The sequence below is a fragment of the Bacillus sp. A01H genome (assembly GCF_045277205.1).
Taxonomy (GTDB): Bacteria; Bacillota; Bacilli; order Bacillales; family Bacillaceae_G; genus Bacillus_A; species Bacillus_A paranthracis.
The window spans coordinates 3,552,367-3,566,929 of record NZ_CP117702.1 but is presented as its reverse complement, the minus strand read 5'-3'; the positions used below and the strand labels follow the sequence as shown (position 1 = coordinate 3,566,929).

Here is a 14,563-nt window from a genome sequence, read left to right as displayed (position 1 = left end):
GGAGGAGAAAACATGCTGGACACTTTACTAATCAATATCGGTCAATTACTAACAATGGATCAAGAAGATGGCTTGTTAAGACGGGAAGCGATGAACACGCTTCCTGTTATCGAAAACGGTGTGGTTGGGATTGAAAACGGCGTAATTACTTTCGTTGGAACAGCAGAAGAAGCGAAAGGATTACAAGCGAAAGAAGTAATTGATTGCGGCGGGAAAATGGTTTCTCCTGGTCTTGTTGATCCGCATACTCACCTTGTATTTGGTGGATCTCGTGAAAATGAAATCGCATTAAAATTGCAAGGAGTGCCGTACTTAGAAATTTTAGAACAAGGCGGAGGTATTCTTTCAACTGTAAATGCAACGAAAAAAGCGTCGAAGGAAGAACTTGTTCAAAAAGCGAAATTTCATTTAGACCGTATGCTATCTTTCGGAGTTACAACTGTAGAAGCGAAGAGTGGTTACGGATTGGATGATGAGACGGAATGGAAACAATTAGAGGCAACTGCACAATTACAAAAAGAGCATCCAATCGATTTAGTTTCTACATTTTTAGGTGCTCATGCAGTTCCGAAAGAGTATAAAGGTAGATCGAAAGAATTTTTACAATGGATGTTAGACTTACTGCCAGAAATGAAAGAGAAGCAATTAGCTGAATTTGTTGATATTTTCTGCGAAACAGGCGTGTTCTCTGTTGAAGAGTCGAAAGAGTTTTTATTAAAAGCGAAAGAGCTTGGCTTTGATGTGAAAATTCATGCGGATGAAATTGATCCTCTTGGTGGTGCGGAAGCGGCAGCTGAAATTGGTGCAGCATCAGCGGACCATTTAGTTGGTGCTTCTGATAAAGGAATTGAAATGCTTGCAAACTCTAATACAGTAGCCACTTTATTACCAGGAACAACTTTCTATTTAAATAAAGAAAGCTTTGCTCGCGGTCGTAAAATGATCGATGAAGGTGTTGCGGTAGCTTTAGCTACAGACTTTAACCCAGGCAGCTGTCCAACGGAAAACATTCAGCTTATTATGAGCATCGCAATGCTGAAGTTGAAAATGACACCAGAAGAAGTTTGGAATGCCGTAACAGTTAACTCTTCTTACGCAATTAATCGTGGTGACGTAGCTGGGAAAATTAGAGTAGGTCGCAAGGCAGATCTAGTGCTATGGGATGCTTACAATTATGCTTACGTACCGTATCATTACGGCGTAAGTCATGTAAATACAGTATGGAAGAATGGTAATATCGCATATACAAGAGGTGAACAATCGTGGAGCACGGCCACTATTTAAAGAAAAATGCCAAGTTTATCGATCGTGAAGTGACAAAATGGAGTGAAATGATCAAAGATTGGGAGGAAGGCGTGGAAATATTCGGTGCGGCCTTAATTGGAGCACCCCTTTCTAAACCGTCTATTAGTCATTCAGGAGCAAGTTTTGCTCCAAAAACAATTCGTGCGATGTTAGATGCATATAGCACGTACGCAATTACAGAAGAACATGATATGAAAGAAAGTGTCTTATATGATTGCGGCGATATTACGATGCATGTGACGGATATAAAAGAAAGTCATAACCGAATTGCGAAAACAGTTGGTCATGTAACGAAAGTAAATCCGAACATGATACCAATCGTTCTTGGTGGGGATCACTCGATTAGTTTTCCGAGTATAACAGGATTTGCAAATAGTAAAGGGAAGGTCGGTATTATTCAATTTGATGCCCATCATGATTTGCGCAATTTAGAAGATGGTGGTCCGTCAAATGGTACACCGTTCCGTAGTTTACTAGAAAATGGTGTTATTACAGGAAAACAACTCGTTCAAATCGGTATTCGTAATTTTTCAAATGCACGAGCGTACCATGAATATGCAAAAGGACATGGCGTGACAGTGTATACAATGAAAGATGTACGAGAGCGAGAAATAAAAGATATTATGACGAAAAGTATCGAAGTATTAAGAAAGCAAGGCGTGACTTCTATTTATATTTCTCTTGATATGGATGTACTAGATCAAGCATTTGCGCCAGGTTGTCCAGCGATTGGTCCTGGCGGAATGGATAGTGCGACTTTACTGGATGCGATTGAATTTCTTGGTAAAGAACCTCTCGTTCAAGGGATGGATATTGTAGAAATTGATCCAACCCTTGATTTCAGAGATATGACGAGCCGAGTAGCTGCGCAAGTGATTATGAGTTTTCTTTTGGCGAGGGAGACAGTTAGTAAGCAGGTTAGTATATAGACGGAAAAGTAGATTTTTATTTACGCTTTATCAAAAACACATTACTACTCAAATGTAGTGATGTGTTTTTATGTTAAAAGAGAATGAATGTGTGTGGAACCGTTAATAAAATTGCGGTTTTTATAGTGTATTGTGTGAATTTAATTTCTTGCTTCTGAAGTGTTGACGTGTAAAATATTTTTGTGATAAAATAAAAACTTTTCTAAAAAACTAAAAGTGTGTTAAATTTGAGAAGGTTACCATATATGGAGGTGGATTATTTGTTTCAAATTGGCGATAACATTGTTTATCCAATGCAAGGAGCAGGTATAATTAAAGCCATAGAAGAGAAGGAAATCGCAGGAAAAAAACAACAGTATTATGTTATAAAAATGTCGGCTAGTAATATGGAAATAATGATTCCTGAAGGGAAAATATTGAGTTCAAATATACGACCAGTAACGGATATCACGGCATTAATACACATAATAAATATTTTTCAACATGGAGAATCAGATAGATTACTTACGTGGAAAACAAAGATATAAATTGAACACTGATAAAATAAAAACGGGTAAAATGCAAGAAGGTGCTGAAGTTGTGCGTGATTTAATGCGTATACAGAAAGAAAAGGCACTTAATGCAAGCGAAAAGAAAATGTTAGATAACGCACATGAATTTTTGATTAGTGAACTGGGATTAATTGAAGGTATCACAGAAAATCAAATAAAAAGCTTTTGTTAAGGTTCATTACAAATAATATATGGTATCCCAAAAAAGGTTTTGAATTTTTTGGGAACATAATTATAGACAATCAATCATTTCAAAGACATTCAACTCTTTCAAACCACTTTTAGAGCATTAACCTCTTTTGTTATTACTACAATCAAATCCATTTTTATTTTTTAATTCTTTTACGAATGTTCGAAGTTTAATTCAATACTTCGATAAAATAGTTACTTGATTTTTGCAATCCTGATTCACACTGGCACGGACGAGGAGCCGTAAGGATGAAAGAGAGGTAGGGCTTTCATTGTTTTAGGTATATAAGTTATTATTTTTAGAAGAATACTGAACCATTTTCACTTCTATTGATAAGGGATTCTTTATATTAAAGAGATGAAGAAATTGACAGCCATATATGATCAACTAAAAAAGGTTTCCTACTAAGGAAACCTTTTTAGTTTATTTATAGCATTCTGTTTTTGGGATATTCGAATGTTTTATAGAAAAGTCGTATAAATTGACGTTACTATCTAAAAGTAAGTATGATGCGATTGTAGTAAGAATTTTTTTAGGGGGAAGAAACATGACAAGTTCGAACAAGAAAGCGGCAAGTATTTATGAAGGAACAAATGTAAACGCTTGGGGATCTTTTGAAAATATTGAAGAAACGAAGTTGTTTGATCAGATTCAAGTCGGAGCTTGGTCTCTTCGTAATCGCATAGCAATGGCACCGATGACAAGATGCTTTGCAGACAATGAAACTGGAGTAGTTGGTGCTGATGTAGTGGAGTACTATAGAAAGCGTGCTGCTGACGGAGTTGGATTAATTATTACAGAAGGAATCGTTATTAGCGCAAGAGCAAAAGGAAACCCAGGAGTACCAGGGATTTATACGCAAGAACAAATTGATTCATGGAAACCTGTTACAGAGGCAGTACATAAAGAAGGCGGGACAATTATTGCTCAAATATGGCATGTTGGTCGTATGAGTCATCATGAAATAATTGGTGGGCAAATGCCCCAAGCGCCTTCTGCCATCGCTGCAGAAGGGAATGTTCCACGTTTTCGCAAACCATTCGATACACCAGAAGCAATGACATTAGAAGAAATACAAGAAGTTATCAGTCAATACGCACAAGCTGCAAAAAATGCGATTGAAGCTGGGTTTGATGGGGTAGAAATTCACGGTGCACACGGATATTTAATTGATCAATTTACTTATGAGTTTGCTAATAAGCGTACTGATAAATATGGCGGTGACTTAAAGCAAAGATTAACGTTTATGAAAGAAGTAACTGAGGCTGTAATAGAAGCAGTTGGAGCTGATAAAACACTTCTTCGTTTCTCTGCTTTTAAAGGGGATAATCCTACTTATATGTGGGAAAACCCTGAGCTGGCAATTGAAACATTTGTAAATATGTTTAAAGAAGTTGGATTAACGATGATTCATCCTTCAACGATGAATTATACGCAAGTGATTGCTGACGGAAAGAATTTTCATCAATTAGTAAGAAAATATTGGGATGGTACGATTGTTGGGGTTGGTAATTTGAATCCGAAAGAAGCTGAAGAAGCGTTGCAAGAAGGAACAATTGACGTAGCTGCATTCGGAAGACCGTTAATTGCTAATCCAGATTTTGTTCATCGAATTAAACATGCTGAAAGTTTAGTTGAATATGACGCGAAAGAGCATCTTGCTACATTAATTTGAATAAAGATAAAAGGAGAACACATGGAGTGTTCTCCTTTTATTATGGAATTTCATAGGGGGAAGCGAGATGAGTGAAACGCTACTCGTTATTATTAGTATATTAATATTATTAATGTTGCTTTTAATCGTCTTTTTTATTATCACATTTTTTATAAAAAAACGGACGCATCATTCTATTTTAAAACTACATCCATACTTAGGAAGAATGCGTTACTTACTGGAAAAGATAGGGCCGGAATTCCGGCAATATTGGTTTGATCACGATACAGATGGAAAACCTTTTTCACGTTACGACTTTCAAAGTGTTATGTTTTTAGCGAAGTATCGCTCTGAAATACTTGGTTTTGGGTCGAAACGAGATTTTGAAGCATCTGGTTATTATATTGCTAATACGTTGTTTCCGGTATTAACAGAAGAATTAAGTGTGAACGTAACGCAAGAACGTGAAGGGAAAAAGTATGTGATTCATAAAGAAGGATTATTTTCAAGGAGAGAAAAATTGACAGCGGATACAACGAATCTTTGGTTATACGAAGAAGACGATGCAATTATCGTCGGCGAAAATCGTAAATATCCGTGGAAACTGTATGGCATGTTTGGGGCATCAGCAACTTCTTACGGTGCGATTGGCGAAAATTATATTTTAGCGAGCGGCTTTGGAGCGAAAATGGCAGGCGGATCGTGGATTAATACTGGTGAAGGTGGCGTTATTCCAGAACATTTACATACAGGGGCGAATATCGTTGCGCAAATTGGTCCAGGACTATTTGGATACCGTGATGAGGACGGGAATTTTTCAATGGAGAAATTTATGGAGAAAGTGAAAGAAAGTAATATTAAAGCATTTGAATTGAAATTTGGGCAAGGTGCGAAAATACGTGGTGGTCATTTAGAGGGGCAAAAAGTAAATGAGAAAATTGCTTCTGTTCGGAATGTACGAGTAGGAGAAACGATTAATTCTCCGAATCGATTTTCATTTTTGAACAATGCGGCAGATACACTTTATTTTATTCAGCGTTTGCAAGAAACTGGCGGGAAACCAATCGGTATGAAAATTGTAATTGGACAGCAGGAGCCGTTGGAAGATTTATTTAAAACGATGAAAGAGTTAAATATCTATCCGGATTTTATTACAATTGACGGTTCAGAAGGTGGATCAGGAGCAACATATAAATCGATGGCAGATAGTATGGGGATGCCGCTTATTCCAGCGTTACTGACATGTATTGATACAGCGAATCAGTATGGTGTTCGTGATAAATTCAAAGTGTTTGCCTCGGGGAAATTAATTACACCAGATAAAGTGGCAATTGCTTTAGCGATTGGTGCAGATGCTGTAAACTCGGCACGTGGTTTTATGATGGCAAGCGGTTGTATTATGGCGCTTCAATGTAACTCTGGCCAATGTCCATCTGGTGTGGCCACGACGAATCCGCACTATCAAAAAGCGTTAGATCCGTATGAGAAGAAGTGGCGAGTTATGAATTATATTATTAGTATGAGATATAGTTTGTTTTCGTTAGCAGCAGCAGCGGGAGTAAAGAGTCCGCGTCATTTAACGAGGGAGCATATTGTATTTAAAGATGAGGTGGGGCGGGTGGTGCCTCTTTTGGAATTATTTCCTATAATAAATCAAACCTAAAAGTATATTGAAAATGTAAGATTTTTCGAAGGGATAATCATATTATTTAGGAAATATTAGGAGTATAATGGGAAAAGATTTTAAAAATGACTATTTTTAGGGAGAGATTCACTTGCAGCAAGGTTCGTACAGTATTACAATTTTTTTACTCGTCATAGGGCTCGTTATATTTAGACGTATGCGTTCTATGAATCGGCCAATTAAAAATAAAGGAAGACGACTATTATTGCCATTATTCTTTTTATTACCAGGTTTTTCTTTATATGCTGCACCGATACAACTTGCTGGTTGGCAAATTGGGATAGCTGCTGGGATTGGACTGTTATTGTCAATTCCACTTATTATTTTAAGTGGGTATGAAGTGAGAGAAGATGGTCAAATTTATGCGAAAAAAAGTATTGCTTTTATTGCTACATTTTTAGTTATCGTTCTTTTACGTGCTTATTTTAGAAGACATTTACAAGGTTTAGATCCAAAGTCAATCGGCATTCTTTTCTACACTCTTGCGGTTTGTTATATAGTACCTTGGCGTATTGGCTGCTATATAAAATTTCGTAAAGTTTACGTAGAGAAAGAGAAAATTACGATGCCAATAAGCTAAAAGCCATGCATTTGTATGGCTTTTTCTTTTGGAAATTTGTCGGATAAATAAATGAAAATAAGAAGTGGAAAAGTGTTTTTGTTTTCTGAATATTTTTACTTTAATTTCTTTTAAAAACCGGGTAATCCACTGGGATAAAGGCGTTTATGAAGGTTTTCACATGCAGTAAAAAACACCTGTTCACTTGAAAGAACAAAAAATGTTTGTTAAGGTAGGGAACCATAAGCGAAAACAAGAAAATAGAAAAAGTCATTTTTCGAAATTTTGAATGGCTTATGTAACTAAGGGAGAGATTTGGTGAAGATTGAGATTATGGTTTCGCTTGCTATTTATATGGCAGGTATGTTGTATATCGGTTATTGGTCTTATAAGAAGACATCCGATTTATCAGATTATATGTTAGGCGGAAGGGGACTCGGTCCAGCAGTTACAGCTTTATCAGCTGGTGCTTCTGACATGAGTGGTTGGATGCTAATGGGATTACCTGGTGCGATGTATGCGACAGGGTTATCAAGTGTGTGGATTGCGATAGGTTTATTAATAGGTGCTTATGTAAACTATTTAATTCTTGCCCCGCGTTTGCGAACGTATACAGAAGTGGCTAATGATTCAATTACGATTCCAGACTTTTTAGAGAATCGATTTAAAGATCGTACGAAAATACTTCGTTTTGTCTCCGCTATCGTTATTTTAGTATTTTTCACATTTTATGCGTCGGCTGGTTTAGTATCAGGTGGACGTTTGTTTGAAAATTCTTTTAACCTTGATTATAAAATTGGTTTATTTGTAACTGTTGGTGTCGTAGTTGCTTATACACTATTCGGTGGTTTTTTAGCAGTAAGTTGGACCGACTTTGTGCAAGGGTGTATTATGTTTATTGCTCTCGTATTAGTACCAATTGTTGCTTTTACAGATGTCGGTGGTGTAACAGAAACATTCAATACGATTAAGCAAGTTGATGCATCGCATTTAGATATGTTTAAAGGGACCACAATTCTTGGTATTATTTCCTTTTTAGCATGGGGTCTTGGGTATTTTGGTCAACCACATATTATTGTCCGCTTTATGGCAATTACCTCTATTAAAGATTTGAAAACTTCTCGTAGAATCGGTATCGGTTGGATGACGATTTCAATTATAGGTGCAATGCTTACTGGTCTAGTTGGTATTGCTTATTACGCTAAAAATAATGCGACATTACAAGATCCGGAAATGGTCTTTGTAACATTCTCAAATATTTTATTCCATCCGTACATTACTGGATTTTTATTATCAGCTATTTTGGCTTCGATTATGAGTAGTATTTCCTCGCAATTACTTGTTATTTCAAGTGCAGTAACGGAAGATTTCTATAAAACATTTTTCCGTCGTAACGCAAGTGATAAAGAACTTGTATTTATCGGTAGACTGTCAGTTTTAGTAGTAGCTATGATCGCAGTTGTTTTAGCGTATCATCCAAGTGATACAATTTTAACACTCGTCGGTTATGCTTGGGCAGGATTTGGTTCAGCATTCGGACCTGCCATTTTATTAAGTTTATATTGGAAGAGAACGAACAAATGGGGCGTTCTTGCTGGAATGATTGTTGGTGCAGTAGTTGTAATTACTTGGGTACAAATTCCAAGTTTAAAAGCGACTATGTATGAAATGGTACCTGGATTCTTCTGTAGCTTATTAGCTGTGATTGTTATAAGTTTATTAACGAAAGAACCAGTTAAAGCAATTCATCGTGAATTTAATGAGATGGAAGCAGTGCTGGAAGAAGAAACGAAATGATCAGCGAAGAGAGTAAACGAAACTGGCGTTTACTCTCTTTTTATTTAAAATGAAAATAAGGAACTTGTTGACAACTAAAAGTAAGTAACTTATAATAAATTTGAGTTCGAGTTAATTTGTACTTTGAATAAAGATTTCAAATGGATTAAATATTTTTTTAATAATTATCTCGAATTTGAGATAATTTAAGGAACTGGAAGTTAATGTGTAATTTTAAAATCAATATCTCGAATTCGAGATAAAATTATCATGACGGATTTTACTAGTCAGTATGGACAAAATGAATAATGAATCTTAATGTAAAGCAATTTTTATAATGGAATAAAAAAGGAGTGGAAGAAATGGAAAAGAAAACAATGGGCATCCACCATATTACAGCGATTGTAGGGCATCCACAAGAAAATGTAGATTTTTACGCTGGTGTGTTAGGTTTACGTTTAGTGAAACAAACAGTGAATTTTGATGATCCAGGTACGTACCATCTTTATTTTGGTAATGAAGGAGGAAAACCGGGAACAATTATTACGTTTTTCCCATGGGCAGGTGCTCGTCAAGGAGTTATTGGTGACGGTCAAGTAGGAATCACTTCTTATGTTGTACCAAAAGGGGCAATGGAGTTTTGGGAAAATAGATTAGAAAAATTCGATGTTTCGTATACAAAAATGACTCGATTTGGGGAACAGTACTTAGAATTTGATGATCCACATGGTTTGCATATAGAATTAGTAGAAAGAGAAGAAGGCGAATTAAATAATTGGACTTTTGGGGAAGTTACGCCAGAAGTAGCAATTAAAGGATTTGGCGGTGCAGTTCTTTTATCAGCGCAGCCTCAAAAAACTGCTGAACTGTTAGAACATATCATGGGTCTTGAGAAAATTGGAGAAGAGGGTGAATTTGTTCGATTCCGTTCTTCTGCTAATATTGGCAATATTATTGATTTGAAATTATCGACAATCGGACGCGGTCAAATGGGTGTTGGTACAGTTCATCATATTGCTTGGAGAGCGAGTGACGATGCTGATCAGCTAGACTGGAAAGAGCATGTGTCCCGTTTTGGATACCACGTAACTCCTGTACAAGATCGAAATTATTTTAACGCAATTTATTTTAGAGAACACGGTGAAATTTTATTTGAAATTGCAACAGATCCCCCTGGTTTCGCTCATGATGAATCGTTAGAGACGATGGGTGAGGAATTAAAGTTACCGGAACAATATGAAAAACATAGAAAACAGATTGAACAAACGCTTTTACCATTTGAAGTGAGAAATTTAGATTAAAGTGATTGAAAGGGGAAAAGGATTATGATGAAACATGTTTTTCAAAAAGGAAAAGATACGTCAAAACCAGTATTGCTATTACTTCATGGTACAGGAGGTAATGAATTAGATTTATTACCACTTGCAGAAATAATGGATCCGGAAGCTTCAGTATTAAGTGTCCGTGGAAATGTATTAGAGAATGGGATGCCACGTTTCTTCCGTCGATTAGCAGAAGGTATTTTTGATGAAGAGGATCTTATTTTCCGTACGAAGGAATTAAATGAGTTTTTAGACGAAGCTGCAAAAACATATGAATTTGATAGAAATAACATTGTAGCTATCGGTTATTCAAATGGAGCAAACATTGCGGCAAGCTTATTATTCCACTACGAAAATGCGTTAAAAGGTGCTGTGCTTCATCACCCAATGGTGCCTAGAAGAGGAACACAATTGCCTAATTTAGCTGGGAAATCCGTGTTTATTGCTGCTGGGACAAATGATCCAATTTGTTCATCTTCTGAGTCAGAGGAATTGAAGCTACTATTAGAAAATGCAAACGCTAATGTAACAATGCATTGGGAAAATAGAGGACATCAATTAACGATGGGTGAAGTAGAAAAAGCAAAAGAATGGTATGGAAAAACAGTTCTATAAGTATAAATAATAAAAGAAGCATCTGCTAATCGTTAGCAGATGCTTCTTTTATTATTTAAGACTGGATTGCAAGGTGAGGTGAAGAAAGTGGTAGGTGAATATCAACGACCGTACCTTTATTTAATTCACTTGAAATGTGTAATTTACCATGATGTTCTTCAATTATTTTGTAACACATCATTAATCCTAGCCCTGTGCCTTTTTCTTTTAAACTATAAAAAGGTTCGCCTAAACGGGAGATACGATCTTCTGGGATACCGCAACCTTCATCGATGATCCGTATTAAGATGAAATTACCCTCTAATGGTTTTGTTTGGATGAAAATATTTCCGCCATTTGGCATTGCTTCAATCGCATTTTTTAATATATTTATAAAAACTTGTTTTAATTGGTTACCGTCACATTGAATGTCATATACGTAATCAAAATGATCCATAATGATATGAACGCTATGCATAATTGCGGTTGGTAAAATAAATGTAACTACCTCTTCAATTAAAGTTTGTATGTTACAAGTTTGGATTGCTAATACTTGTGGTTTAGACATCGCCATAAATTGACTCGTGATAGATTCCATCTGTGAAATTTCACTTAACATAACATCGATATACCACTTCTGCTCCTCATTTATTTCAGGGAGTAGCAATGTTAGAAAACCTTTTAGAGAAGTGAGTGGATTTCGAATTTCATGAGCAATTCCAGCTGTCAGTTGTCCGACTACTGCGAGCTTTTCAGATTTTCGTAATAACTTTTCCGTTTCCTTTAGCTCAGTAATATCTCTTCCCATTACGATAAGACCTTTACGGGAGCCGTCAGGGTGATAGAGAGGAACTTTCGATATACTTAAGATTAGGTCGAAATCATCTCTATGAATAATAAATTCTTCACCATGAAGAATTTGTCTTTGTTGCCATGCTAATTCATCGACTTCTTCACAATGTAAAAAAGCTTCTCGGTACGCTTCATTATATTGAATGAGTTCACTATCTTTTTTTCCGTGGTAAGGTACATGATGGAAATTGAAGCAAGAAAGTGCGTAGTCATTTGCCTCAAGCCAGCGCCCTTCATGATCTTTAAATATAACAAACGCAGGCATGGAGTTTACTAATGTGCGTAATCTCTTCTCACTTTCTTTCAGCTTTTTCTCAATTCTTTCTGATTTTTCAAGAGGCTTCATAATGGCATATACGCCAGTTAGACGATTTTGGACAAAAATAGGAACTAGTTTTGTCACGACATCTAATAAGAATCCATCTTTATGATAAATAGATAAAATATACTCTTGTTGATTATCCGCTTCCGTATTCTTTATATTTTGTAATACTTGCTCAGAAATATGAGCTTCTAAAATCGAGGTAATGCTTTTTCGCTCTAATTCTGAAGAAGTGTAACCTAGTATTCTTTCAGCAGAAGGATTAGTGTGTATAATAATTCCCTCTAAATTTAATGAAATAATACCATCAGGGTTGTGTTCGAACAGAGATGCGTACATTTCTGCTAATGAACGATCTTGTATATGGTTTCGCAAACGTCTAGAAATGTTCGGATGACGTTTTTTTTGAGTTGATGAATATTTTTTACGACTCATAATAGTTCCTCCGTACAAATAGCATCTAAAAAGATTTGTCTATTCATAACTATAATATAGATGTAACGTGTATTTCTATAAAAAATGGAAGTTATATAATAAATTTTGTTTTCTTTATTTTGGAAAAGTACGTATAGGGTGGTAATAAGGGGAGCTTATATTGTTTTATAAATCATTTGTAAGTTACAGGAGTAGGTTTTCCTTATAACATTAGGGTAGAAGAGGGGGAGAGAAAATGAGAACTTATATTCAAGGGATCGATCATGTACAAGTAGCTGCGCCTGTAGGGTGTGAAGAAGAAGCGCGAGAGTTTTATAGTAATAAAATTGGTATGGAGGAAATCCCAAAGCCAGAGGAATTAAAGAAGCGCGGTGGGTGCTGGTTTAAGTGTGGAAATCAAGAGATTCATATCGGAGTTGAGCAAAACTTTACCCCAGCTAAAAAGGCACATCCGGCTTTTTATGTTTTAAACATAGATGAATTTAAACAAGCGTTAATACAGCAAGGCATTGAAGTAATAGATGATCATGCACGACCAGATGTAATTCGATTTTATGTGTCAGATCCGTTCGGAAATCGAATTGAATTTATGGAAAATAAAAACTAGGTGGAAATCCACCTAGTTTTTTAACCTTTTCTAAACAATCCTAATACTTCAACCGTTTCTGTAATGTTAACAAATGCATGAGGGTCAATTTCAGAAATTGTTAATTTCATACTTGCTAATTCTTCACGAGAAATGACTGTCATAAGTACACGTTTCTTTTCGCTAGAATAAGCACCTTCGCCATCAAGTAATGTAATGCCACGTACAACAGTTGAAAGAAGTTGTTTTTTCATTTTTTCTGCTTCATTTGTTACAATCATAAGTGTAACCTTCCGATGTTTCGTATGAATAGCATCAATAACTTTACCAGTTACATAAATCGAAAGTAAGCTTGTAAGAGCAACATCCCAAGTGAAGAAGAATCCTGCAATGATTACAACGACTGCATTTAAAATAATAAGGAATCCGCCAAGTTTAATATCTCTTTTGCGAGATAACAACATACCGATAATATCAAATCCACCAGTTGATCCATTACAGTTAAAAACAAGACCGATACCAGCTCCGGCAATAACACCACCAAAGATAGATGATAAAAGTGGATCTGTTGCTACGACTTTCACTGGAACATAGTATAATGCAACAGATAATACAATAACAGAGACAATCGTGTTAAAAATGACTTTTTTTCCAAGACCTATGTATCCTAAAATAAGGATAGGTAAGTTTAATACAAAGTTAATAATACCTGTGTTTACAGGAGTTACAATCCCTAAAATAATAGCAATTCCGCCAATTCCACTACTTAAAATTTTGTGGGGGATAAGGAAAAGATTAAAGGCAATCGCAATAATAATAGAACCAATAATAACACCAAGAAATCTGACCATCTCTTTCCCGTCCTTCACTGAAAAATTCATATTATTTCAAGATTATATATGATATTGAAAGTTTTGGGTAAAAACAGTTTATTTCGGAAAATTAGATTAATCAAAAGAATTTGAGTATTTTACCATTTGAAAGGGGATACAGTTGTGAAGATAAAAACATATCAACAGAAAAGCCCGTTGAAGCAAGAATGTGAGGATTCTTATTTTTGTAATGAAGAAAAAAAGATTTATGGTGTATGTGACGGTGCAACACCACTTGTCCCATTTCGTGATGAAAAGGGACATAATGGAGCATACATCGCTTCACATTTATTTGCAAGTTATTTTAATTCATTCCGCGAAAATCATAGTTTACAAGTTGCAGTTGCAAAAGCAAATGAAGCATTGCAAAGAAAAATGTTAGCATATGGAGTAGATACGAGAAAGAAAGAGCATTTGTGGTGCACATGTATCGCGGCAGTCCAAATAGTTGGTGAGAAAATTGAATACGCACAGTTAGGGGACTGTATGATTGTCGCAATATTTCGAAAAGGAACGATGCAAGTATTAACGAAAGATACGGTTGAAGGAATTAGTAAACGAGCAAAAAAGAAAAGAGAAGAAGATCGTAAAAAAGGGTTATCTGTACCAGAAGAACATGTTTTTCAAGATGTGCGAGAACAGTTAAAATACAATCGTTATCTTGCAAATGTGAAGGGGGGATATTCCGTTGCGAATGGAATGAAAGAAGCAATTCATTATTTGCAGCATGGGGAATTACATGTAGATGAAGTGAGTGGGATTTTTATTTGTTCAGACGGATTATTCCACCCAGATTGGCCACTCGAACAAACTGTTGCATATATAAGAAAGAATAGTATAAATGAATATGTAGCAATTATTGAAGAGTTAGAAGGGGAAAAGAGAATACGACCAGATGATAAAACAATTATGATGATTGATTTTTAAGGGGG

The 14,563-nt window shown here is 35.8% G+C and carries 12 protein-coding genes and 1 pseudogene; 11 read left to right on the top strand and 2 right to left on the bottom strand.

The window, feature by feature from the left end; genetic code table 11:
* Nucleotides 1–12: 12 nt before the first annotated feature.
* The 9 genes and pseudogenes from hutI (at nucleotide 13) to PSR14_RS18785 (ending at nucleotide 10,585) form a co-directional block, all read left to right on the top strand.
* Nucleotides 13–1,284, top strand: coding sequence for an imidazolonepropionase (gene hutI, locus PSR14_RS18825; RefSeq protein ID WP_000887556.1), 1,272 nt, complete (start codon nucleotides 13–15; stop codon nucleotides 1,282–1,284).
* Nucleotides 1,263–2,234, top strand: a complete 972-nt coding sequence (gene hutG, locus PSR14_RS18820) for a formimidoylglutamase (protein ID WP_098487062.1) — start codon at nucleotides 1,263–1,265, stop codon at nucleotides 2,232–2,234. The genes hutI and hutG overlap by 22 nt, the downstream gene beginning before the upstream one ends.
* Before the next feature lie 260 nt (nucleotides 2,235–2,494).
* Nucleotides 2,495–2,957 (top strand): annotated as a pseudogene (locus PSR14_RS18815) (CarD family transcriptional regulator).
* A 565-nt stretch (nucleotides 2,958–3,522) separates the two neighbouring features.
* The gene (locus PSR14_RS18810) at nucleotides 3,523–4,650 is read left to right on the top strand and encodes an alkene reductase (RefSeq protein WP_000204380.1); all 1,128 of its coding nucleotides are present in this window, start codon (nucleotides 3,523–3,525) and stop codon (nucleotides 4,648–4,650) included.
* A gap of 67 nt (nucleotides 4,651–4,717) precedes the next feature.
* Nucleotides 4,718–6,292 carry an FMN-binding glutamate synthase family protein gene (locus PSR14_RS18805; protein ID WP_098487061.1) on the top strand — a complete coding sequence of 525 codons (1,575 nt, stop codon included), beginning with the start codon at nucleotides 4,718–4,720 and terminating at the stop codon, nucleotides 6,290–6,292.
* Nucleotides 6,293–6,404: 112 nt separating this feature from the next.
* A complete protein-coding gene (locus PSR14_RS18800) occupies nucleotides 6,405–6,893 on the top strand; it encodes a cytochrome c biogenesis protein CcdC (RefSeq protein WP_001183914.1) in 489 nt (162 codons plus the stop codon).
* A 297-nt stretch (nucleotides 6,894–7,190) separates the two neighbouring features.
* On the top strand, nucleotides 7,191–8,669 hold the full coding sequence (gene putP / locus PSR14_RS18795) for a sodium/proline symporter PutP (RefSeq protein ID WP_000687615.1): 1,479 nt from the start codon (nucleotides 7,191–7,193) through the stop codon (nucleotides 8,667–8,669).
* A 341-nt stretch (nucleotides 8,670–9,010) separates the two neighbouring features.
* Nucleotides 9,011–9,949 carry a ring-cleaving dioxygenase gene (locus PSR14_RS18790; RefSeq protein ID WP_098487060.1) on the top strand — a complete coding sequence of 313 codons (939 nt, stop codon included), beginning with the start codon at nucleotides 9,011–9,013 and terminating at the stop codon, nucleotides 9,947–9,949.
* A gap of 24 nt (nucleotides 9,950–9,973) precedes the next feature.
* Nucleotides 9,974–10,585 carry an alpha/beta hydrolase gene (locus PSR14_RS18785; protein ID WP_000975470.1) on the top strand — a complete coding sequence of 204 codons (612 nt, stop codon included), beginning with the start codon at nucleotides 9,974–9,976 and terminating at the stop codon, nucleotides 10,583–10,585.
* 55 nt (nucleotides 10,586–10,640) lie between these two features.
* Here PSR14_RS18785 and PSR14_RS18780 read toward each other — a convergent pair whose 3' ends face one another.
* A complete protein-coding gene (locus PSR14_RS18780; protein WP_000087671.1) occupies nucleotides 10,641–12,173 on the bottom strand; it encodes a BA3702 family sensor histidine kinase in 1,533 nt (510 codons plus the stop codon).
* 235 nt (nucleotides 12,174–12,408) lie between these two features.
* Between PSR14_RS18780 and PSR14_RS18775 the strand changes: the two genes are divergently transcribed.
* Nucleotides 12,409–12,780 carry a VOC family protein gene (locus PSR14_RS18775; RefSeq protein ID WP_001261472.1) on the top strand — a complete coding sequence of 124 codons (372 nt, stop codon included), beginning with the start codon at nucleotides 12,409–12,411 and terminating at the stop codon, nucleotides 12,778–12,780.
* Nucleotides 12,781–12,800: 20 nt separating this feature from the next.
* On the opposite strand, the gene PSR14_RS18770 is transcribed toward PSR14_RS18775, so the two are convergent.
* Nucleotides 12,801–13,610: a YitT family protein gene (locus tag PSR14_RS18770; protein ID WP_000251335.1), complete on the bottom strand. Its 810-nt coding sequence runs from the start codon at nucleotides 13,608–13,610 to the stop codon at nucleotides 12,801–12,803.
* Between the two features lie 126 nt (nucleotides 13,611–13,736).
* On the opposite strand from PSR14_RS18770, the gene PSR14_RS18765 reads away from it, so the two are divergent.
* A complete protein-coding gene (locus PSR14_RS18765; protein ID WP_046198971.1) occupies nucleotides 13,737–14,558 on the top strand; it encodes a protein phosphatase 2C domain-containing protein in 822 nt (273 codons plus the stop codon).
* The last annotated feature ends 5 nt before the right edge of the window (nucleotides 14,559–14,563 follow it).

What these genes read in the sequence shown, in the direction of transcription:
- hutI (WP_000887556.1), top strand. Translation starts at nt 13, where the DNA reads ATGCTGGACACTTTACTAATCAATATCGGTCAATTACTAACAATGGAT.
- PSR14_RS18810 (WP_000204380.1), top strand. Translation starts at nt 3,523, where the DNA reads ATGACAAGTTCGAACAAGAAAGCGGCAAGTATTTATGAAGGAACAAAT.
- PSR14_RS18805 (WP_098487061.1), top strand. Translation starts at nt 4,718, where the DNA reads ATGAGTGAAACGCTACTCGTTATTATTAGTATATTAATATTATTAATG.
- PSR14_RS18790 (WP_098487060.1), top strand. Translation starts at nt 9,011, where the DNA reads ATGGAAAAGAAAACAATGGGCATCCACCATATTACAGCGATTGTAGGG.
- PSR14_RS18785 (WP_000975470.1), top strand. Translation starts at nt 9,974, where the DNA reads ATGATGAAACATGTTTTTCAAAAAGGAAAAGATACGTCAAAACCAGTA.
- PSR14_RS18780 (WP_000087671.1), bottom strand. Translation starts at nt 12,173, where the DNA reads ATGAGTCGTAAAAAATATTCATCAACTCAAAAAAAACGTCATCCGAAC.
- PSR14_RS18775 (WP_001261472.1), top strand. Translation starts at nt 12,409, where the DNA reads ATGAGAACTTATATTCAAGGGATCGATCATGTACAAGTAGCTGCGCCT.
- PSR14_RS18770 (WP_000251335.1), bottom strand. Translation starts at nt 13,610, where the DNA reads ATGGTCAGATTTCTTGGTGTTATTATTGGTTCTATTATTATTGCGATT.